The 20,529-nt window shown below is 63.2% G+C and carries 18 protein-coding genes; 10 read left to right on the top strand and 8 right to left on the bottom strand.

Features of this window, described 5'->3' with window-relative positions; translation table 11 throughout:
• Positions 1-20 precede the first annotated feature (20 nt).
• A complete protein-coding gene (recG, locus tag NKH57_RS16330) occupies positions 21-2,129 on the top strand; it encodes an ATP-dependent DNA helicase RecG (RefSeq protein WP_352945450.1) in 2,109 nt (702 codons plus the stop codon).
• Here the strand turns inward: recG and NKH57_RS16335 are convergent.
• The 4 genes from NKH57_RS16335 to NKH57_RS16350 all read right to left on the bottom strand — a co-directional run bounded on the left by NKH57_RS16335 (position 2,081) and on the right by NKH57_RS16350 (position 7,281).
• Positions 2,081-2,836: a DUF502 domain-containing protein gene (locus NKH57_RS16335; RefSeq protein ID WP_352945452.1), complete on the bottom strand. Its 756-nt coding sequence runs from the start codon at positions 2,834-2,836 to the stop codon at positions 2,081-2,083. The two genes, recG and NKH57_RS16335, sit on opposite strands and share 49 nt — an antisense overlap.
• Positions 2,837-3,035: 199 nt before the next feature.
• Complete coding sequence (gene glmS, locus NKH57_RS16340; protein WP_352726917.1) at positions 3,036-4,859, bottom strand: glutamine--fructose-6-phosphate transaminase (isomerizing); 1,824 nt, start codon at positions 4,857-4,859, stop codon at positions 3,036-3,038.
• A gap of 179 nt (positions 4,860-5,038) precedes the next feature.
• On the bottom strand, positions 5,039-6,397 hold the full coding sequence (glmU, locus tag NKH57_RS16345) for a bifunctional UDP-N-acetylglucosamine diphosphorylase/glucosamine-1-phosphate N-acetyltransferase GlmU (RefSeq protein WP_352945454.1): 1,359 nt from the start codon (positions 6,395-6,397) through the stop codon (positions 5,039-5,041).
• Between the two features lie 137 nt (positions 6,398-6,534).
• Positions 6,535-7,281 carry a cytochrome c biogenesis CcdA family protein gene (locus tag NKH57_RS16350; protein ID WP_352945456.1) on the bottom strand — a complete coding sequence of 249 codons (747 nt, stop codon included), beginning with the start codon at positions 7,279-7,281 and terminating at the stop codon, positions 6,535-6,537.
• Positions 7,282-7,466: 185 nt separating this feature from the next.
• Here NKH57_RS16350 and NKH57_RS16355 point away from each other — a divergent pair, with 185 nt between their 5' ends.
• Entirely contained in the window at positions 7,467-7,844 is a 378-nt protein-coding gene (locus tag NKH57_RS16355; protein ID WP_352945458.1) for a COG4315 family predicted lipoprotein, read from the top strand.
• Here the strand turns inward: NKH57_RS16355 and NKH57_RS16360 are convergent.
• The gene (locus tag NKH57_RS16360; RefSeq protein ID WP_352945460.1) at positions 7,831-7,998 is read right to left on the bottom strand and encodes a hypothetical protein; all 168 of its coding nucleotides are present in this window, start codon (positions 7,996-7,998) and stop codon (positions 7,831-7,833) included. The genes NKH57_RS16355 and NKH57_RS16360 overlap by 14 nt on opposite strands.
• A gap of 218 nt (positions 7,999-8,216) precedes the next feature.
• Here NKH57_RS16360 and topA point away from each other — a divergent pair, with 218 nt between their 5' ends.
• From topA to NKH57_RS16400, 8 genes are all read left to right on the top strand, one after another.
• Positions 8,217-10,883 (top strand): type I DNA topoisomerase, encoded by a 2,667-nt coding sequence (gene topA, locus NKH57_RS16365; protein WP_352945462.1) that lies wholly within the window; start codon positions 8,217-8,219, stop codon positions 10,881-10,883.
• A 6-nt stretch (positions 10,884-10,889) separates the two neighbouring features.
• On the top strand, positions 10,890-13,208 hold the full coding sequence (gene rnr, locus NKH57_RS16370; RefSeq protein WP_352945464.1) for a ribonuclease R: 2,319 nt from the start codon (positions 10,890-10,892) through the stop codon (positions 13,206-13,208).
• Positions 13,208-13,654, top strand: a complete 447-nt coding sequence (locus tag NKH57_RS16375; RefSeq protein ID WP_352945466.1) for a DUF983 domain-containing protein — start codon at positions 13,208-13,210, stop codon at positions 13,652-13,654. Before rnr ends, NKH57_RS16375 begins: the two co-directional genes overlap by 1 nt.
• Before the next feature lie 86 nt (positions 13,655-13,740).
• Positions 13,741-14,481 (top strand): NUDIX hydrolase, encoded by a 741-nt coding sequence (locus NKH57_RS16380; protein WP_352945468.1) that lies wholly within the window; start codon positions 13,741-13,743, stop codon positions 14,479-14,481.
• 77 nt (positions 14,482-14,558) lie between these two features.
• Entirely contained in the window at positions 14,559-15,737 is a 1,179-nt protein-coding gene (locus tag NKH57_RS16385) for an MFS transporter (RefSeq protein ID WP_352945470.1), read from the top strand.
• A 109-nt stretch (positions 15,738-15,846) separates the two neighbouring features.
• Positions 15,847-16,356: a YqfO family protein gene (locus tag NKH57_RS16390; RefSeq protein ID WP_352945472.1), complete on the top strand. Its 510-nt coding sequence runs from the start codon at positions 15,847-15,849 to the stop codon at positions 16,354-16,356.
• 101 nt (positions 16,357-16,457) lie between these two features.
• Positions 16,458-16,625 carry a 50S ribosomal protein L33 gene (rpmG, locus tag NKH57_RS16395; RefSeq protein ID WP_006201775.1) on the top strand — a complete coding sequence of 56 codons (168 nt, stop codon included), beginning with the start codon at positions 16,458-16,460 and terminating at the stop codon, positions 16,623-16,625.
• A gap of 223 nt (positions 16,626-16,848) precedes the next feature.
• On the top strand, positions 16,849-17,058 hold the full coding sequence (locus NKH57_RS16400; protein WP_084025140.1) for a hypothetical protein: 210 nt from the start codon (positions 16,849-16,851) through the stop codon (positions 17,056-17,058).
• Positions 17,059-17,448: 390 nt separating this feature from the next.
• Here NKH57_RS16400 and NKH57_RS16405 read toward each other — a convergent pair whose 3' ends face one another.
• Genes NKH57_RS16405 through NKH57_RS16415 form a run of 3 tightly spaced genes read right to left on the bottom strand, consistent with a single transcriptional unit; the run spans position 17,449 to position 20,292 of the window.
• Complete coding sequence (locus tag NKH57_RS16405; protein ID WP_352605326.1) at positions 17,449-18,516, bottom strand: ABC transporter ATP-binding protein; 1,068 nt, start codon at positions 18,514-18,516, stop codon at positions 17,449-17,451.
• A 4-nt stretch (positions 18,517-18,520) separates the two neighbouring features.
• Positions 18,521-19,369 (bottom strand): carbohydrate ABC transporter permease, encoded by an 849-nt coding sequence (locus NKH57_RS16410; protein WP_352945474.1) that lies wholly within the window; start codon positions 19,367-19,369, stop codon positions 18,521-18,523.
• The gene (locus tag NKH57_RS16415) at positions 19,369-20,292 is read right to left on the bottom strand and encodes a carbohydrate ABC transporter permease (RefSeq protein ID WP_352605322.1); all 924 of its coding nucleotides are present in this window, start codon (positions 20,290-20,292) and stop codon (positions 19,369-19,371) included. Before NKH57_RS16415 ends, NKH57_RS16410 begins: the two co-directional genes overlap by 1 nt.
• Positions 20,293-20,529 lie beyond the last annotated feature (237 nt).

Raw genomic sequence — 20,529 nt, forward strand, 5'->3', positions numbered from 1 at the left:
TCGCAACATAAGCTGACATCATGCGCCCCACCATCCTCGACCCCTTGTTTGTCCCGATCACTTCGCTTGCCGGCGTCGGGCCGAAGGTTGGCGCCCTGATCGAGAAAGTCGTCACCGCCGATCTCGGTGATCGCGCCGCCCGCGCCGCCGACCTTCTGTTCGTGCTGCCGCACACCGTCATCGACCGCCGCAGCCGTCCGGGTATCGCAGGATCCGCTGAAGGCCAGATCGTAACGCTCGACGTGCGCATCGACCGCCACCAGCCGCCGCCGCGCGGCAACAGGTCGGTACCCTACCGGGTCTATGCCCATGACGACACCGGTGAGATCGCGCTGACCTTCTTTCATGCGCATGCTTCCTATCTCGAAAAGGCGATGCCCGAGGGCGAGCATGTGGTGGTCTCCGGCCGCATGGAATGGTTCAACGGCCGCCCGACCATGGTCCACCCCGATCATATAGCGCTGGCCAGCGAAGCGGAGAACCTGCCGCTGGTCGAACCGGTCTATCCGCTCACCGCAGGGCTCTCGGGCAAGGTGCTGCGCCGGGCGATCGGCCAGGCGCTTGCGCGCGTGCCTGAATTTCCCGAATGGCAGGACGGCGCCTTCATGCGCCGGCACACCTTTTCGGCCTTTGGCGATGCGCTCGCCCGCATCCACAATCCGGCAGACCCGATCGACGTCTCTGTCGACGGCGCCGCATGGCGGCGGCTGGCCTATGACGAGTTGCTGGCGGCCCAGGTCTCGCTGGCGCTGGTGCGGGCAAAAGTCCGCCGCCTGTCTGGCCGTCCCCTGGTCGGCGACGGCAGCATCGTCGAGAAACTACGCGCCGCACTGCCCTACTCGCTGACATCAAGCCAGGAGTTTGCGCTGGCCGAAATCAATGCCGACCTCGCCGATCCCGAACGCATGCTGCGGCTTTTGCAGGGCGATGTCGGCTCCGGCAAGACGGTTGTGGCGCTGCTGGCCATGGCGCGTGCCGTCGAGGCCGGCGGCCAGGCCGCCTTGATGGCGCCGACGGAAATCCTGGCGCGCCAGCACCTGGCGACGATCGCGCCGCTTGCCGCCAAGGTCGGACTGCGCATCGCCATTCTAACCGGCCGTGAAAAGGGCCGCGAGCGCACCGACACGTTGGCAGGCCTGGCCAGCGGCGAGATCGATATCGTCGTCGGTACCCACGCGCTGTTCCAGGAGACGGTCACCTTCCACGACCTGGTCCTCGCCGTCATCGACGAGCAGCACCGCTTCGGCGTCCACCAGCGCCTTGCCATCACCGCCAAGGGCGATGCACCAGACATGCTGGTGATGACGGCGACACCAATCCCGCGCACGCTGGTGCTGACCGCCTTCGGCGACATGGATGTGTCGAAGCTGACGGAAAAGCCGGCCGGCCGCCAGCCGATCCGCACCGTCACCCTGCCGCTGGAAAGGTTGGACGAACTGGTCGGCCGCATGGTCGAAGCCGTCGCCGGCGGCCAGAAGATCTACTGGATCTGTCCGCTGGTCGAGGAATCCGAAGAGATCAAGCTGATGTCCGCCGAGGACCGTTTTGCCTCGCTGAAGCCGATGTTCGGCGACCGCATCGGCCTCGTCCATGGCCGCATGAAGGGCGCCGAGAAGGACGAGGCGATGCGCGCCTTCAAGCAAGGCGAGACACGCATCCTGATCGCCACGACGGTCATCGAGGTCGGCGTCGATGTGCCGGACGCCACCGTCATGGTCATCGAACATGCCGAGCGCTTTGGCCTCGCCCAACTGCACCAGCTGCGCGGGCGTGTGGGGCGCGGCGACAAGCCGTCCTCCTGCGTGCTGCTCTACAAGGACCCGCTCGGCGAGACCGCGAAACGCCGGCTGTCGGTAATGCGCGAGACCGAAGACGGGTTTCTGATTGCCGAGGAAGACCTGAAGTTGCGCGGCGAAGGCGAATTGCTGGGCACCCGCCAGTCCGGCACGCCGGGTTTCCAGGTGGCGCGCATCGAGGCGCATGCCGACCTTCTGGAGGTCGCCCGCGATGATGCCAGGCTGATCCTGTCGCGCGACCCGGAACTGCAATCCGAGCGTGGCGAGGCGCTGCGCCTGCTGCTTTATTTGTTCGGACGCGACGAGGCCGTGCGGCTCCTGCGCGCCGGCTGAGCCAAGGCGGCAACCGACGGGTTGACCAGCATTCCCTCGATCGGCTCGCCGTTCACGACGACCATTTGCTTGACCTCGGGCGCCACCAGCCCGGCCGAGACGATCAGCTTGGCGCCGTCCTCGATCGTCATGTCGAGCAGCACGATGTCCGACTTCGGCACATACATCAGAAAGCCGGTCGTCGGGTTCGGTGTGCAAGGCATGAACACCGCAATCAGCGGATCGCCTTCCTGATCGAGCTTCTGGTTGATCTCGGTCTCTTTCTCGCTAGCGACGAACACCAGCGACCAAACGCCTTTGCGCGGATATTCGACCAGCCCGACCTGGCGGAACATATCGCCCTTGTTGGACAGCACCGTCTCGAAAATCTGCTTCAGCGAACCATAGATGCCTCGGACCAGCGGCATGCGGCCAAGCAGCCGTTCGCCGGAATTGACGATGGCGCGGCCGACGATGTTGGCCGTCAGGAAACCGATCAGCGTGATCAGGATCAGCGCCACGATCAGCCCGAACCCCGGAACCGGAAACGGCAGGTACGTATCAGGACTGTAGCGCAACGGAATATAGGGCTTCACCCAGGAATCGACCCAGCCGATAAACGACCAGGCGATGTAGGCGGTGATCGCCAGTGGCGCACAGACGACGAAGCCTGTGAGGAAATAATTCCTCAGCCGGGTCATGCCGGAGGTCTTAGGAGCGTCGGACATGGTTCACCGGGGACGCGGGTTGCACCGCAACATAATGAACCGGAAGACGCTTTGGAACTGCGAAGTTTTTAAACGGCCGATTATGCCGCCGCTTCCAACGAAGCCATCCAAACGGAGCCACATACGTTCGCGATTGGCCGAAACATCCTTCCCTTCGTCATCCACGGGCGAGCAAGGAGCGAAGCGACGCGGGTGAAACCTATTCCACCGTCACCGATTTCGCCAGATTGCGCGGCTGGTCGACGTCGGTACCCATGAATACGGCGGTGAAATAGGCCAGCATCTGGATCGGCAGCGCGTAGATGATCGGCGAGATGATTTCCGGCACGTCGGGCAGCACGATCGTCTCCATCGTCTTCACGCTCGTCAGCGCCGCACCCTTGCTGTCGGTGATCAGGATGATCTTGCCGCCGCGCGCCGCCACTTCCTGCATGTTCGACACGGTCTTTTCGAAAATGCGGTCATGCGGCGCGATGACGATGACCGGCATGTTCTCGTCGATCAGCGCGATCGGGCCATGCTTCAGTTCGCCGGCGGCGTAGCCTTCGGCATGGATATAGGAGATTTCCTTGAGTTTTAGTGCGCCTTCCATGGCCAGCGGGAAATTGGTGTCGCGGCCGAGATAGAGCACGTTCTTGTAGTGCGCGAGCTCGCGCGCGATCTTCTCGATTTGATGATCGAGCTTCAGCACCTGGTTGGCAAAGCGCGGCGCCTCCGAAAGCTCGCGCACGAAGGTCTTTTCCTGCTCCTTCGAAATCGTGCCACGCGCCACGCCGGCGCGCACGGCGAGCGATGCCAGCACCGAAAGCTGGCAGGTGAACGCCTTGGTCGAGGCGACGCCGATCTCCGGCCCGGCGAGCGTCGGCAGCACGACGTCGGATTCGCGCGCCATGGTCGATTCCCGCACGTTGACGACGGCGCCGATCTTCATCCCCGCCTTGCGGCAGTAGCGCAGCGAGGCCAGCGTGTCGGCGGTCTCGCCCGACTGCGAGATGAAGAACGCCGCGTCGCTTTTCGACAGCGGCATTTCGCGGTAGCGGAATTCGGAGGCGACATCGATGTCGACCGGCAGCCGCGCATAGCGCTCGAACCAGTATTTGCCGATCAGGCCGGCGAGATACGCCGTACCGCAAGCCGAAATCGCCAGCCGGTCGATCTCTGCGAAATCGAACGGCAGATCGAGCGGCTTGGAGACGCCGCCGACAAAGTCGAGATAATTCGCCAGCGTATGCGAGATCACCTCCGGCTGTTCATGGATTTCCTTCTCCATGAAGTGGCGCCTATTGCCTTTGTCGACCATGAAACTGGTCGAGAGCGACTGCTGGCGCTTCCGGTCGACCTTTGTGCCGTCAATGTCGAAGATTGCGACGCCATCGCTGCGCACCACCGCCCAGTCGCCATCTTCGAGATAGGTGATCGAATTGGTGAACGGGGCGAGCGCGATTGCGTCGGACCCTAAAAACATCTCGCCATCGCCATGGCCGACAGCCAGCGGCGGACCGTTGCGGGCGCCGACGATCAGGTCTTCATCGCCCTTGAACATGATGGCCAGCGCGAAGGCGCCTTCCAGTCGCTTCAGCGCCTGGTGCGCGGCATCAACCGGCTTCAGCCCTTTGGCGAGTTCGCGCGCCACCAGATGCGCCACGACCTCGGTGTCCGTCTGCGACGAGAAAGAATAGCCGTCGCGGATCAGTTCGTCGCGCAGCTCGGCGAAATTCTCGATGATGCCGTTGTGGACGATGGCGACGCCGTCGGAAAAATGCGGATGCGCATTGGTTTCGTTGGGCACGCCATGCGTCGCCCAGCGCGTGTGGCCGATGCCGATCGTGCCGTCGAGCGGCTCGTTTTTCAGCAAGCGCTCGAGGTTGACCAGCTTGCCTTCGGCGCGGCGGCGGCCAAGCTGGCCGTGCTCGATGGTGGCGACGCCGGCCGAGTCATAGCCGCGATATTCGAGCCGCTTCAGCGCATCGACGATGAGCGGCGCAACCTGCGAGTGGCCGACGATTCCAACGATACCGCACATCCAGACAGCCCCCGATTCCCCATGGAAAACCAGCGCTATTTAGGGATGGCCGGCCTGCCGCGAAAGTCACATTGTATTTCGCCCCGTATAACGGAACGCTTCTTCCTGTCGATGCACCATGACAGACCGCTCTTGCAATCCGGTTACTGCAATCGTTCGCGTTTTTGCAGGGGCTGGGTTTACTTTTTCTTCGCAGCCGCGGCCGAAGCAAAGCGTTCGCGCAGCTCCTTGCCCTTGCCGGGGATCGTCTTCTGGCGGGCGCGGCCGAAGGCCAGCGCGTCGTCGGGCACGCTTTCGGTGATCACGCTGCCCGAGGCGATGTAGGCGCCCATGCCTATGGTGACAGGGGCCACCAGTGAGGAATTCGAGCCGACAAAGGCGCCCTCGCCGATGTCGGTGAAAAACTTCGAATAGCCGTCATAGTTGCAGGTGATGGTGCCAGCGCCGATATTGGCGCCCGCGCCAACCCGCGCATCGCCGATATAGGTCAGATGATTGACCTTGGCGCCCTCCTCGACAACTGCCTGCTTGACCTCGCAGAAATTGCCGACCTTGGCCTTCTGCCTGAGATCGGCGCCCGGCCGCAGCCGCGCGTACGGCCCGACATCGCAATTCGAAGCGATGGTGGCGCCTTCGATATGGCTGAAAGCATGGATCTTGGCGCCCGTGGCGATCTTCACGCCCGGACCAAACCAGACATTGGGCTCGACGATCGTGTCGGCGCCGATCTCGGTATCGTGCGAGAAATACACGGTCTCCGGCGCGATCAGTGTTACGCCCGACAGCATTGCCTCCTGGCGGCGGCGCGCCTGCCAGATACCCTCGGCTTGCGCCAGTTCGGAGCGGTTGTTGATGCCGAGTGCATTTTCAAAGCTGGCTTCGGTCGCAACGACATCGAGGCCTCGCGCGCTGGCGATCTCGACGATGTCGGTGAGGTAATACTCGCCCTTGGCATTCTTGTTGCCGACGGCATCGAGCAGCTTCAGTGCTTGGGCGCCGGCCACCGCCATCAGCCCGCCATTGCAGAAAGTGATCTCGCGTTCTTCCTCGCTGCAATCCTTCTCCTCGCGAATGGCGACCAGTTTGCCACTCTTTTCGATCAGCCGGCCATAGCCCGTTGGATTGGGGGTACGAAAGCCGATGACGACGACGGCAACGCCTTCCGCCAGCTTACGCCGCGCCGCGATCAGCGCGCCCGGATCGATCAGCGGCGTGTCGCCGAACATCACGAGGACATCGTCATAACCCTTTGATATCGCATCGCGTGCGGCCAGAACGGCATGTGCGGTGCCGAGGCGCTTTTCCTGGACAAAGCTCTCGGCCTTGGGCGCGAATTTTGCCGCGGCCTTGCGCATTTCCTCCGCCCCGTGGCCGATCACCAGCGCCTGGTCGCCGGCACCGGCGGCCTCCGCCGCCTTCACCACATGAGCGACCATAGGCAGCCCGGCGATCTGATGCAGCACCTTCGGCAACGCGCTCTTCATGCGCGTGCCTTCGCCGGCGGCGAGGATGACGGACAGGCAGGATCTCTGGCTCATGGAAGGACAACCATATGAAGGGGTTGGGAATCAGGACATGCTAACAGTGGCGCCATGCTGCACCAATGCGGTTAAATTCCGGTGAGATGGTGGAGCAGCTGACTCCCAATCGTGGGTCCAGATCTAATGTCGGGTGCCTACCCCAATCTTCCCAGCAGCGGAAAATTCTCCAGCAGCCAATACGACACGGCCTGCACGCCGCCGGTGAGGAAGAACACACCGGCGACGACCAGCAGCGCGCCGATCGCCTTTTCGACGCGGCCGAGATGGACGCGGAATTTGCCGAGGAAGCGCATGAAGGCACCGGAAAACAGCGCCGCAATCAGGAATGGGACGCCCAGGCCGAGCGAATAGGCGGCAAGCAACAGCGCGCCCTCGCCCACCGTCTCGCGGCCGCCGGCCAGTGTCAGGATCGGCCCCAATACCGGGCCGATGCATGGCGTCCAGCCGAACGCGAAAGCCAGCCCCATCGCATAGGCGGCGATCACACTCGCCGGCTTGCCTTGCGACTGGAAGCGCGCCTCGCGCGACAAAAGCGGGATGCGCAGGATGCCGAGGAAGTTCAGGCCCATGAGGATGATCAGCACACCGGCGCCCATCGCCAGTTGCTCCTGCCAGACCCGCAGCAGCCGGCCGATGGTCGACGCACCGGCTCCGAGCGCAACGAACACGGTGGAAAAACCGAGCACGAAGGCGATCGAAGAATAGAGCAGCGCGCCACGTGCGCCTTCGCGCGCCGTCACTCCCGCATTGCCGCGGAAATCGTCGACCGAGACGCCCGCCATATAGCAGAGATAGGGCGGCACCAGCGGCAGCACGCAAGGCGACAGGAACGAGATCGCTCCCGCCCCGACCGCGCTGACATAGCCGATGTCCAATGCCATTTCCAAGAACTCCAGTGCCGTGGCTGATATAGCGACGCGCAGCCTTGTCCACCAATCACCATTGTGTTGGCAAGATCATCGCTTGCCGAACGCACTTGCCGGGGAAGAAACGGCGACACTCAGGCGTTGATACGATGAGGCCGCGATTTCCCGCGCGTCTCCAGATATCAGTCAAGGAGATTTCCATGAGATCCATAACCGTTGGGCTGGCAGCGCTGTTGCTTAGCACCGCTGCATCCTTCGCCGCCGACGCGTGGAAGGAAGCCGAGGTCAATGGCACCAAGATCTACACCGACGCCAACGGCATGACGCTTTATACCTATGACAAGGACGAGAAGGGCAAGAGCAACTGCTACGACAAATGCGCCACCAACTGGCCGCCGCTGAAGGCCACAGCCGGTGTAAAGCCGGACGACGAATGGAGCGTTGTCGACCGCACTGACGGCACCAAGATGTGGGCCTATGACGGCAAGCCGGTCTATACCTTTATCAAGGACAAGAAGCCCGGCGATGTGAGCGGCGACGGAGTCGGCGAGGTATGGCATATCGTCAAGGCCGACTAGCGTAGTCGGCACCCAGCCGCTTGATGGCGGTGCAAAGGCTGGTCGCCGGGCGATCCTCCATGCGCCGGCGACCGGCGTCGACCACCTTGCAGCAAACCACCGGTTTCGGTTCAGCGACTCGGGTGGAAAGCAGATCGGTCGTTTTCAATGACATCGCGCCTTTTCCGATGGCTATGGGTCACCATCTCCCTTTTCCAAAATTCTGTGATTTTCTCCATACACTCTAAGAGTGTATCGCTGCGGAGAGCCCCGCAATTTGGGGCGATTCCCCTTGACCGGATGCAAAAGCGCCGCCATGTGAGCGACACATGAACGAGATTTCGTCGCGCGCAGCGGAATTCTTCTGCCGCACCACAGCTGATATGAGACCTCATGGACGTCGTCGTCGTCGAATCGCCGGCCAAGGCAAAGACAATCAACAAATACCTCGGCAAGAACTACAAGGTTCTGGCCTCGTTTGGCCATGTCCGCGATTTGCCAGCCAAGGACGGCTCGGTGCGTCCGGACGAGGATTTCGCCATGTCCTGGGCGGTCGACACCGCTTCGGGCAAGCGGCTTGCCGACATCGCCAAGGCGGTCAAGGATGCCGACGGCCTGATCCTCGCAACTGACCCGGATCGCGAGGGTGAAGCCATCTCCTGGCATGTGCTGGAGGTGCTGAAGCAGAAGCGCGCGCTTAAGGACAAGCCGGTCAGCCGCGTCGTCTTCAACGCCATCACCAAGTCGTCGGTGCTGGAAGCGATGGCCAATCCGCGCCAGATCGATGCGCCGCTGGTCGATGCCTATCTCGCCCGTCGGGCGCTGGATTATCTCGTCGGCTTCACGCTGTCGCCGGTGCTGTGGCGCAAGCTGCCGGGCGCCCGCTCGGCCGGACGCGTCCAGTCGGTTGCACTGCGCCTGGTCTGCGACCGCGAATCCGAGATCGAGCGCTTCATCCGCGAGGAATACTGGCAGATCGCCGCTCTGCTCGGCACGCCGCGCGACGAGAATTTCGAAGCGCGGCTGACCGCCTTCGATCGCAAGAGGCTGCAAAAGCTCGACATTTCCAACAAGGCGCAGGCCGACGACATCAAGACGATGCTCGAAGGCGCGACCTTCAAGGCCGTGTCGGTCGAAGCCAAGCCGACCAAGCGCAATCCCGGCCCGCCCTTCACCACCTCGACGCTGCAGCAGGCCGCCTCATCGGGCCTTGGCTTCTCGGCCAGCCGCACCATGCAGGTGGCGCAGAGGCTCTATGAAGGCATGGAGATCGGCGGCGAGACCACCGGCCTGATCACCTATATGCGAACCGACGGCGTCCAGATGGCACCCGAGGCGATCGACGCCGCACGCGACGCCATCGCCAAGGAATTCGGTCCGAAATACCTGCCGGAAAAGCCACGCTTTTACACGACCAAGGCCAAGAATGCCCAGGAAGCGCACGAAGCGATCCGCCCGACGGATTTCATGCGCACTCCGGCATCGGTCAGGCAATATCTCGATTCCGACCAGATGCGCCTCTATGAGTTGATCTGGAAGCGTGCCATCGCCAGCCAGATGCAGCCGGCCGAAATCGAGCGCACCACCGCCGAGATCGAGGCGGTCAACGGTGCGCGCACAGCCGAACTTCGCGCCGTCGGCTCGGTCGTTCGCTTCGACGGCTTCATTGCCGCCTACACCGACCAGAAGGAAGAGGACGCGGAAGACGAGGAAAACCGTCGCCTGCCCGAGATCCGCGCCGGCGAGCAGCTTGCCCGCCAGGCGATCAACGCCACCCAGCACACCACCGAACCGCCGCCGCGTTATTCCGAGGCTTCGCTGATCAAGAAGCTGGAAGAGCTCGGCATCGGTCGCCCGTCGACCTACACGGCGATCCTGAAGACGCTCGAAGACCGCGACTACGTCACCCTCGACAAGCGCCGGCTGGTGCCGCAGGCCAAGGGCCGGCTGCTGTCGGCTTTCCTCGAAAGCTTCTTCAAGCGCTATGTCGAGTACGACTTCACCGCGTCCCTCGAGGAAAAGCTCGACGAGATTTCCGACGGCAAGCTCGCATGGAAGGATGTGCTGCGCGATTTCTGGAAGGATTTTTCGGGCGCCGTCACCGATATCAAGGAGTTGCGCGTCACCGACGTGCTGGATGCGCTCAACGAGGAACTGGCGCCGCTGGTGTTTCCCGCGCGCGAAGACGGTTCGAACCCACGCATCTGCCCGAAATGCGGCACCGGCAATCTGTCGCTGAAGCTCGGCAAGTTCGGTGCGTTCGTCGGTTGCTCGAACTATCCCGAATGCTCCTTCACCCGCCAGCTCGGCGACGCTGCCAATCCCAATGGCGAGAATGGCGGCGGCGAAGACGGCACCAAAGTCATTGGCAAGGACCCGTATACGTCAGAGGAAATCACGTTGCGGAGCGGCCGCTTCGGCCCCTATCTGCAGCGCGGCGACGGCAAGGAAGCCAAGCGCTCCAGCCTGCCCAAGGGCTGGACGGCAGAATCGATCGACCACGAGAAGGCGCTGGCGTTGCTGTCGCTGCCGCGCGACGTCGGCCAGCATCCGGAAACGGCCAAGATGATCTCGGCCGGGCTCGGCCGCTACGGCCCGTTCGTCCTGCATGACGGCACCTACGCCAATCTCGACAGCATCGAGGACGTGTTCTCGATCGGGCTGAACCGCGCCGTGTCGGTGATCGCCGAGAAGCAGTTGAAGGGCAAGGGCGGCCGCAATGGCGGCACCGCCGCGGCACTCAAGGAGCTTGGCGAACACCCCGACGGCGGCGGCAAGATCGTCGTGCGCGACGGCAAATACGGGCCTTACGTGAATTTCGGCAAGATCAACGCCACCTTGCCCAAGGGCAGGGATCCGCAGTCGGTGACCATCGAGGACGCGCTGGCGCTGATTGCCGAGAAGGAAGCCAAGGGCGACGGCGGCAAGAAGCCGTTCCGCAAGGCGGCCGCGGCCAAGGCCCCGGCAACCAAGAAAACGGCAGCCAAGAAAACGGCAGCCAAGAAAACAACGGCTCAAAAGCCGGCTGCGAAGAAGCCGGCAGCGAAGAAAAAAGGGTAGGACGGCGTGGCGCGCAAGATCACCGGTAGAACCCACGGCGATCCGCGCACCGCCGACACGAGGGCCAAGGTCAAGGACGACTATCGGCCCTCGCGTGACGAAATCCTGCGCTACATCGCCGAAAATCCCGATCGCGCCGGAAAACGCGACATCGCCAAGGCGTTCGCGCTGCGCGGCGACGACCGCATCTGGCTGAAGGATCTGCTGCGCGACCTGCAGGACGAAGGTTTCCTGACCAAGGAGCGCAAAAAGTTGGCCCGCGTCGGTGCCCTGCCCCACGTCACGGTCCTGGATATTTTTGATCGTGATGCAGATGGCGTGCTGTTGGCGCGTCCTACCGAACACACAGCCAATGGACCGCCACCCATCGTTTCCATCCGCCTGTCGCGCAGTGGCGGGGGACCGGCCCCCGGCATTGGCGATCGCGTGCTGGCCAAGACTTTCCCCGCCAACGAGACGAATGTCGCCCTGGGAGGTCCGGCATACACCGGACGGGTGGTGAAGATCTTCGAAAAGCGCACCGATGCCGTGCTCGGTGTCTTTCGCATCCTGCAGGACGGCACCTTCCGCATCGAACCGGTCGAACGGCGCCAGCCCGAACTGATCGTCGACAAGGAATTCCAGAACGGCGCCAAAAGCGGCGACCTGGTCGAGGTCGAGCCTGCGCGGGCCTCCCGCTATGGGCTGCCGAGAGCCAAGGTGCTCAACGTGCTGGGCTCGCTGACCAGCGAAAAGGCGGTCTCGATGATCGCCATCCACGCACACGACATTCCGCATATTTTTCCGGCCGACGTCATCGCCGAATCCGAAGCCGTCAAGCCGGCGACCCTCGCTCACCGCGAGGACTGGCGCGACCTGCCGCTGGTCACCATAGATCCGGCCGACGCCAAGGATCATGACGACGCCGTCTTCGCCACGCCGGATCTCGACGAGAAGAACCCCGGCGGCGTGGTCGCCACCGTGGCGATCGCCGATGTCGCGGCTTATGTGCGCTGTGGAACGGCGCTCGACCGCGAGGCGCTGAAACGCGGCAATTCGGTCTATTTCCCGGATCGCGTCGTGCCGATGCTGCCCGAGCGCATCTCCAACGATCTCTGCTCGCTGCGCGAGGGGCAGGACCGTCCGGCGCTGGCGGTGCGCATGGTGTTTTCGGCGCAGGGCCGCAAACTCAGGCACTCCTTCCACCGCGTCATGATGAAGTCGGCAGCAAAGCTCGCCTACAGCCAGGCTCAGGCGGCGATCGACGGCGCGCCGGACGAGAAGACCGGTCCGATCCTCGATACGGTGCTGAAGCCGCTGTGGGACGCTTATGCGATCCTCAAGCGCGGCCGCGAGGGCCGCCAGCCGCTCGAGCTCGATCTGCCGGAACGCAAGATCCTGCTCAAGCCGGACGGCACCGTCGATCGCGTCATCGTGCCGGATCGGCTCGATGCCCACAAGCTTATCGAAGAATTCATGATCCAGGCCAATGTCGCGGCAGCCGAGACGCTGGAGGCGAAGAAGCAGGAGCTGGTCTACCGCATCCATGACGCGCCATCCCTCGCCAAACAGGAGTCGCTGCGCGAGTTCCTGCAAACACTTGGCCTGTCGCTGGCCCGCGGCGCGCAGATGCAGCCCAGCCAGTTCAACGGCATCCTCGAGCGCGTGCGCGGCGCCGACAATGAAGGCCTTGTCAACGAAGTGGTGCTGCGCTCGCAGAGCCAGGCCGAATACTCGCCCAAGAACATCGGCCATTTCGGTCTGAACCTCAGGCGCTACGCTCACTTCACCTCGCCGATCCGGCGCTACGCCGATCTGATCGTGCATCGCGGACTTATTGCCGCACTCGGCCTTGGTCCGGGCGGGTTGACGCAGGACGAAGCGGCACGGCTCGAAGACGTCGCGGTACTGATCTCAGGCACGGAACGCCGCGCAATGGCAGCAGAGCGGGATACGGTCGACCGTCTTGTCGCCGCTTATCTCGCCGAGCGCATCGACGACCGTTTCGACGCCCGCATCTCCGGCGTCACCAAATCAGGACTATTTGTCCAATTGCCGCAGTACGGCGCGGATGGTTTCATCCCGGTGTCAACTTTGAACGGCGATTACTACATATACGACGAGACAGCCCGTTCCCTGTTCGGAGAACGCTCGGGCAAAGGCTACCAGCTCGCGGACCGTGTCGAGGTCCGGCTCGTCGAGGTGGCGCCGATGGCCGGCGCGATGCGCTTCGAGATGTTGACCGATCCGAAGCCTTTGCCGGGCTCCAAGCGGTCGTTTCACAAGGCCAAGGGCCGCGCCCGCGCGTCGCAATCGCGACCGGGTTCGCGCGGCAGGAGACGTTGATGACAACAGCCACGGAAGAACAGGTTTTCGGCGGAGAACATCACTCGGGCCGGGCTGCCCGCCCGCTATGGACGGCGATGAAGCGCGGCCTTCTCGGCCGCTGCCCGCACTGCGGCGATGGCAAGCTGTTTGGCGCGTTCACCAAGACCGTCGATACATGCAGTGTCTGCGGCGAGGAACTGCATCACCACCGCGCCGACGACCTGCCTGCCTATCTCGTCATCGTCATTGTCGGCCACATCGTGCTCGGCGCCTTCATGGGCGTGGAGGCAACGTCCACCCTGTCCACGTGGCAGCACATCGCCATCTGGGTGCCGCTGACCATACTTTTGTCGGTCGCGCTGCTGCAGCCGGTCAAGGGTGCCGTCATCGGACTGCAATGGGCCTTCTATATGCATGGCTTCGGCGGCGAAAACGATGTGATCGAGCCGCATCCCGGAGCCTGAATCGCAACCAAGAATACGGCTTGGCGCAACATCCCGACCGTGAAAGGCCACTTTCGCTTGCCAGAAGTTTCCGTTAGTTCGTGCGCATGGACGGTATGACCAAGGCGGAAGTCGACAAGATCGAGCGGAGCATGATCGCCCAAAGCGACCAGCCAATTCGCCCCTGTGATGCCGCGACGCTGATCCTGCTCGACCGCAAGGGCGATGACGTGCTGGTCCTGATGGGTCGCCGCCATGCCGGCCACGCCTTCATGCCAGGCAAGTTCGTCTTTCCCGGCGGCCGCACCGATCCGGCCGACAGCCGCATCCCTGTCGCTGCCGCATTGCACCCGGAGCAGGAAGCCAGGCTGATCGCCGGGCCCGGCCGCACAAGCGCCGCACGAGCTCGCGCCATCGCCTTGTCGGCCATCCGCGAGACTTATGAGGAAGCCGGATTGCTGATCGGCCGCAAAGGCGCTTTCGCCACCGCCCGGCCCGATTGGCAAGGCTTTGCCGAACACGGCGTGCAGCCTTCCCTGGACATGCTGCGTTTCATCGCGCGCGCCATCACGCCGCCCAACCGGGTGCGCCGCTTCGACACCCGCTTCTTCAGCGCCTGGCGCGACGATGTCGCGGTCGAACTGCCGGGTGGCGGCCCGACCAACGAACTCGAAGAGCTGGTCTGGCTGCCGCTTGCCAAGGCCCGGGAAGCCGACATACCCGACATCACCCGAATGATCCTGGACGAGCTGCAAAGGCGCCTCGCCCATGATCCGCTGCTGCGTCCGGCCGGCCCCGTACCCTTCTACCGGCTTGTCCGCAACCGCTTCACCCGCGAACTTCTCTAGAGCAATTCCAGGAAAAGTGTGACGCGGTTTTCCGTCCGGAATTGCGTAAGATCAAAAAGACAGAGTAATCAGCACCCATGACGGTCGATACCCAACAACAGGGCGACGAACGCGTACACTGGCTGCCGATGGTGGCGGCGATCTCGTCGATCAGCGTCGTCGGTATTGCCATCGGGCTCGGCATGCCGCTGCTCAGCGTCATCCTCGAAACACGCGGCCATTCAGCCTCGATGATCGGCCTCAACACGGCCGTCGCCGGCCTCGCCTCGATCGCCGGTGCACCGCTGGCCACACCGCTTGCGATGCGCTTCGGCGTCGCGTGGACCATGATTGCCATGATCGCCACCGGCGCGCTGGCCTTTGTCGGCTTCCATTTCGCGCCGGATTTCTGGATGTGGTTCCCATTGCGCATCGTGTTGCACATCGCGCTGACGGTGCTGTTCATCCTGTCTGAATTCTGGATCAGCACCTCGGCGCCGCCGCACCGGCGAGGGCTTGTCCTCGGCATCTACGCCACGGTTCTGTCGCTCGGCTTTGCCGCCGGACCGTGGCTGTTCGCCCATCTTGGCAGTTCCGGCTTCAGACCGTTCGGCGTCATCATCTGTCTGGTGACGCTGGCGGCCATACCGGTGCTTGCGGCGCGCAACGAGAGCCCGACCATCGTCTCCGACGGCGAGACCAGCAATTTCCTGCGCTACATCTGGCTGGTGCCGTCGGCGACCGCAGCCGTGCTGGTGTTCGGCGCGGTCGAAACCGGCGGCTTTGCGCTGTTCCCGATCTACGGCAGCCGCATCGGCTATTCCGAGGCCGACGCAGCCCTTCTCCTGACCATGATAGGCCTTGGCAACGTGCTGCTGCAGATCCCCATCGGCATGATCAGCGACCGCGTCAGCGACCGCCGCTATTTGCTCATTGCCTGCGCCATGGTTGGCCTCGCCGGCACGGCCTTCATGCCCTTCTTCGCGCAGAACTGGCACCTAATGGCGGCACTTCTGTTCGTCTGGGGCGGCGTCGTCGCTGCCATGTACACGATCGGCCTTGCCCATCTCGGCTCGCAGCTTTCGGGCCATGAACTGGCGTCGGCCAACGCCGCCTTCGTGCTCTGCTACGGCGTCGGCATGGTTCTCGGTCCGCAGGCGATCGGCATCGGCATGGATGCATTCGGTCCAACCGGCTTCGGCTGGTCGCTCGGCCTGTTCTTCGCCGCCTATATTGCCCTGGTCGCCTTCAGGCTGGTCCGCAAGATCCTGCTGTAGCGCGATTGCTGCCAGCCCGCATTGGCATGGCGCGGTGAGAGGCTGCTGACAGAACCGTGTCAGGAGCACAGGGCTAAAAGGGTGTCCCAAAACACTTGAGGACACTTCCATGATCGACAGCGGCTTTGAAACCACATCACTACGAATGACACTGCTTCTGCTTGTGACCTTCCAGGCCCCGGCCGCCGATGTCGACCGCATCATGGACGCGGTGGTCGCGATCGCGCCGCTGGCCATGGGCAAATATGACCGTAATGCCTATCAGTCGGCGCATGGCATCGAGCGCTACAGGCCGCTCGACGGTGCGGCCGCCGGGGCCGAAACCGAATTGCGGCGGCGCCCCGGCACTGTCGAGGTTTCCTTCGAATTGCCCGACGACCAGGCATTGGCCGCCGGCGTCGCCGAGGCGATTTTCCAGGCCCATTCCTACCAGGAACCGGTGATCCGCATTCAGCCGATCCTGGCCAGCCGTTCCAAGGGGCTGGATGACCGCGCCAATCCGAATCGCTGGTGGAACACGACCGGAGACTGGAAGAAGGTTGCGGCATCGGCGACAGAAACCGCTGATTTCCAGTCACCGGCAGGCTCGGGCGGGTCGCACGAGGCATACCGGGCTTGACTTTCCAGGCGCGTTCTTTATGTGTCGCGCCAAGTTTCCCGCGTCCGGGTGTTTCCCCGTGCTCCAGCGGCCAAAACCCCACGAACAAACGGACTGATATCATGGCCAAAGCCGCAAACATCAAGATCAAGCTTCTGTCGACCGCCGACACCGGTTTCTTCTACGTGACCAGCAAGAACAGCCGCACCAAGACGGACAAGCTGTCGTTCCGCAAGTACGATCCGGTCGCCAAGAAGCACGTCGAATTCAAGGAAACCAAGATCAAGTAATCTGGGCTTCCCTCTGCAATGTCGAAACGCCGCCCAATGGGCGGCGTTTTCGTTTGTAACGTGCGGAGGCCGCGCACCTCGCGCACTTCACGCCCTCACGCCTTCACCAAGTCTGTGAAGTGTATCATTTTAACACAATCGCCAATTGGTAGACTCCCACGACGGATAGGCAGTTAGTTCAGCGTCAGGCTAAAGGGGGGATGCCTCGAAATGGGAGAGAACCATGTCCATTCAGAAAGGCGACTATCGAACCAACAGAGCCGACTATGCGATTGCCGCGATGCACAGGGGAGTGACCGCCGAAGATAGCGTTCGGGACGATATTCTGGCAGCAAGAAAGAAGTCCCTATGGCTAAAGGAACGGCGATCAGCCAAGTCGGCTGAGAACCCCTTGGACAGCTCGCCGCTGCCCAAAAGAAGCCCTCGCGGATAGAGCCACGGCAGCCTCACGCGATCGCACCATAATCATGCACCGCCGACTCGCTCATATTTGCAGATGCAGCCGGCGGTATTTGCCTCTCGCATGGCGGCCCAACGCGTGGCGAAATGGCTCCCGTTCTTTTAGAAGGCGGCAGGACTAAAGTCTTGTTCTCTACACGCAAAGGTCTGAGGGGTCTCGTTAGGTTCCGCAAATGTCTGTTGGACGTTCCGTTACTTTAGTTAATGGAGATGTAGTCATCCCTTGTATTTCCCACCCGGGAACGGTGCCTGCTGCGGCCGTTCGTAATCCATAGGCCCGTCATTCAGGTTGTTCAGCGCGCTGTACAGATCGCTGTGCAACGGTGTCGATCGCGTCCCAAATCCCCTCACCAGCTGAGTTCTATCAGCCGATGCGATCACCGCTTTTGGGATCGAACAGATGCAGCGACGCCGGATCGGCTGCCAACCGTACCACGTCGCCGGGCTTTACCCCGGCTCGGCCCATGGCAAAGACGCAAAGCTGCTGGCTGGCCAGCTTGACGTAGAACTGCGTCGAAAGCCCGAGCGGCTCCACCACCACCACCTCGCCCTTCAATGCGCCGTCGTCTGCCAGCCGGATATGCTCGGGCCGCAGACCGACTGTGATGGCGTCGCCGCCCTTCAGCGGAAGGCCTTCTGGCAACAGCAGCGCCTGGCCATCGGCCAGCACGGCCTCCGAGGCACCGCCCTTGCGAACCGTCGCCGGCAGGAAATTCATGCCGGGTGAACCGATGAAACCGGCGACGAACATGTTGGCCGGCCGATCGTAGAGATCGAGCGGCGCGCCGACCTGCTGGATCAGCCCGTCATGCATGACGACGATGCGGTCCGCCATGGTCATCGCCTCGATCTGATCGTGGGTGACGTAGACGGAGGTGGTTTTCAGTTGCTGGTGCAGCGCCTTGATCTCGGCGCGCATATGGACGCGCAGCTTGGCGTCGAGGTTCGACAGCGGCTCGTCGAACAGGAAGACCTTGGGATCGCGCACGATGGCCCGGCCCATGGCGACGCGCTGGCGCTGGCCGCCGGACAATTGCCGCGGCAGGCGTTGCAGGAACGTGTCGAGCCCGAGCCGCTTGGCCGCGCCGTCCACCCGGGCGTCGATCGTCGTCTTCTCCGCCTTCTTCAACAGCAGGCTGAAGCCCATGTTCTTCGACACGTCCATATGCGGATAGAGCGCATAGGACTGGAACACCATGGCGATGTCGCGGTCCTTGGGTGCTACGTCGTTGACCAGTCGCTCGCCGATGCGGATCTCGCCGCCGGAAGCCTCCTCCAGCCCGGCGATCATGCGCAAAAGCGTGGACTTGCCGCAGCCTGACGGGCCGACCAGGACGACGAATTCGCCATCGGCGATTTCAAGGTCGACCGCGTGCAGGACACGGACGGCGCCATAATCCTTGCGGACCTTTTCGAGCGTGACAGAAGCCATCGGTCTATCCTTTGACGGCGCCGGCGGTCAGGCCGGTGACGAGATAGCGTTGCAGGAAGGCGAAGAAGATGCAGACCGGGATCAGTGCCAGGATGGATGCTGCCATCATCTGTCCCCAGTCGACGGCGAACTTGCCGATGAAGGTAAGCAGGCCGACCGCGAAGGTCTTCTGGTCGTCGCTGGAAATCAGCATCAGCGCGAACAGAAGCTCGCTCCACGCGGCCGTGAAGACGAAGCCCAGCGTCGCGCCCATGCCGGGCAACGTCAGCGGCACGATTACCTTGCGCATCGCTTGCGCCCGGGTGCAGCCGTCGATCATCGCCGCCTCTTCCAGGTCCTTCGGAATGCCGTCGAAGAAGGACTGCATCAGGAACGTGGCAAACGCTGTATTGAAGGCGGTGTAGATGATGATCAGCCCGGTCAGGCTGTTGATCAGGCCGATCTGACCCATCACGCGGTAGATCGGCGGAATGACCATCACCAGCGGAAAAGTCTGGGTCAAAAGCAACATCAGCGCAAGGGCTGCCTTGCCACGAAAGGTGAAGCGCGACATGGCATAGCCGGCGAGCGACGCAATGATTGTCACCAGTGCCGCCGTCGACACCGAGACGATGACGCTGTTGAGGAAATACCGCGGAAAATCGGTGGCCTCGAGCACGGTGACGAAGTTCTGCAGCGTCATGTGCGACGGCCAGAAGGTGATGCCTTCGGAATACAGAAGCCGCTCCGGCGTGACCGAGATCTTCAGCGTCCAATAGATCGGAAACAGGGCAAAGAGCACGTATGCCGCGATCGCCGCGTAGAGGCCGATGCCGCCGAAGAAGCGCTGCGAGGTTGAACGCCCTGCGATCATCAGACGTGCCTCACCAGCGTGCGACGAATGCCGATCAGGGCAATCGCATAGGCAATGAGCAGGACCAGCAGCAGCACGGCCACCGCCGAGGCATAGCCCTTGTCCAGCGACTTGAAGGCGCTGACGTAGATGTAGACCGGAACCGTGTTGGTCGAGCCGGCCGGTCCACCCTCGGTCATGACGAAGATCAGGTCGGCGAAGGTGGCGATCCAGATGGTGCGCAACATCACGGTGATGGCGATGGTCGGCGCCAGGAACGGCAGCGTCACCTTGGTGAAGCGCTGCCAGGGCGAGGCGCCGTCGATCGCCGCCGCCTCATGCAGTTCCGATGGAATGGATTTCAAGGCCGCCAGCAGCGTGATGGCGAAGAACGGAATACCGAACCAGACATTGGCGACGATCGGCCCCCACATGGCAGTTGAAGGATCGGACAGCACATTTGTCGGCTCGGCCTTCAGTCCCAGCGCAAACAGCCAATGCGGCAACGGGCCGATGATCGGGTTGAACAACCAGGCCCAGGTCAGGCCCGACAGGAAGGATGGCACCGCCCAGGGCAGGAACACCAGCGCCTGCACCAGTTTGCGGCCGCGAAACGGTTTGTCGAGCAGCAGCGCCAGGCCGAGGCCGAGGAAGAACTGGAAAAGCAGGCTGGCGACGGTCCACCACAGCGTGTTGACCAGCGCCTGCCCCAGCACCTGATCCGACAGCATCGCCTGGTACTGCCCGAGCCCGACATATTCGGACTTGAACGCCGAGAATTTGCGGAAGGAGTAGCTGATGCCGATGACCAGCGGCACCAGAAGCACCACGACCAGCAGGATGATCGCCGGGCTGAGATACAGCCATGGCTCGATTGCGACGTGCGATAGCCGCTTGCGATGCGGCTTGCCGACGGATCGTATTTCGGACACGGCATAGGTCATTGGCTGAGGATCGGCTCCCTGGAGCGACGTCGGGCAGCCGGGGGGTCAACCCCGCGAAGAGGGGGGTGTCGGCCGCCCCGCCCCAAAGTGGGGGGGGGCGGCCCCGGGGAGGGGGGGGGGGGCGGGGGGGGGGGGGGGCGCGGGGGGGGTGGGGGGGGGGGGGGGGGGGCGGGGGGGGGGGGGGGCGGGGGGGGGGGGGGGGGGGGGGGGGGGGGGGGGGGGGGGGGGGGGGGGGGG

This window comes from Mesorhizobium sp. M1050, assembly GCF_040318715.1.
Lineage (GTDB): Bacteria > Pseudomonadota > Alphaproteobacteria > Rhizobiales > Rhizobiaceae > Mesorhizobium.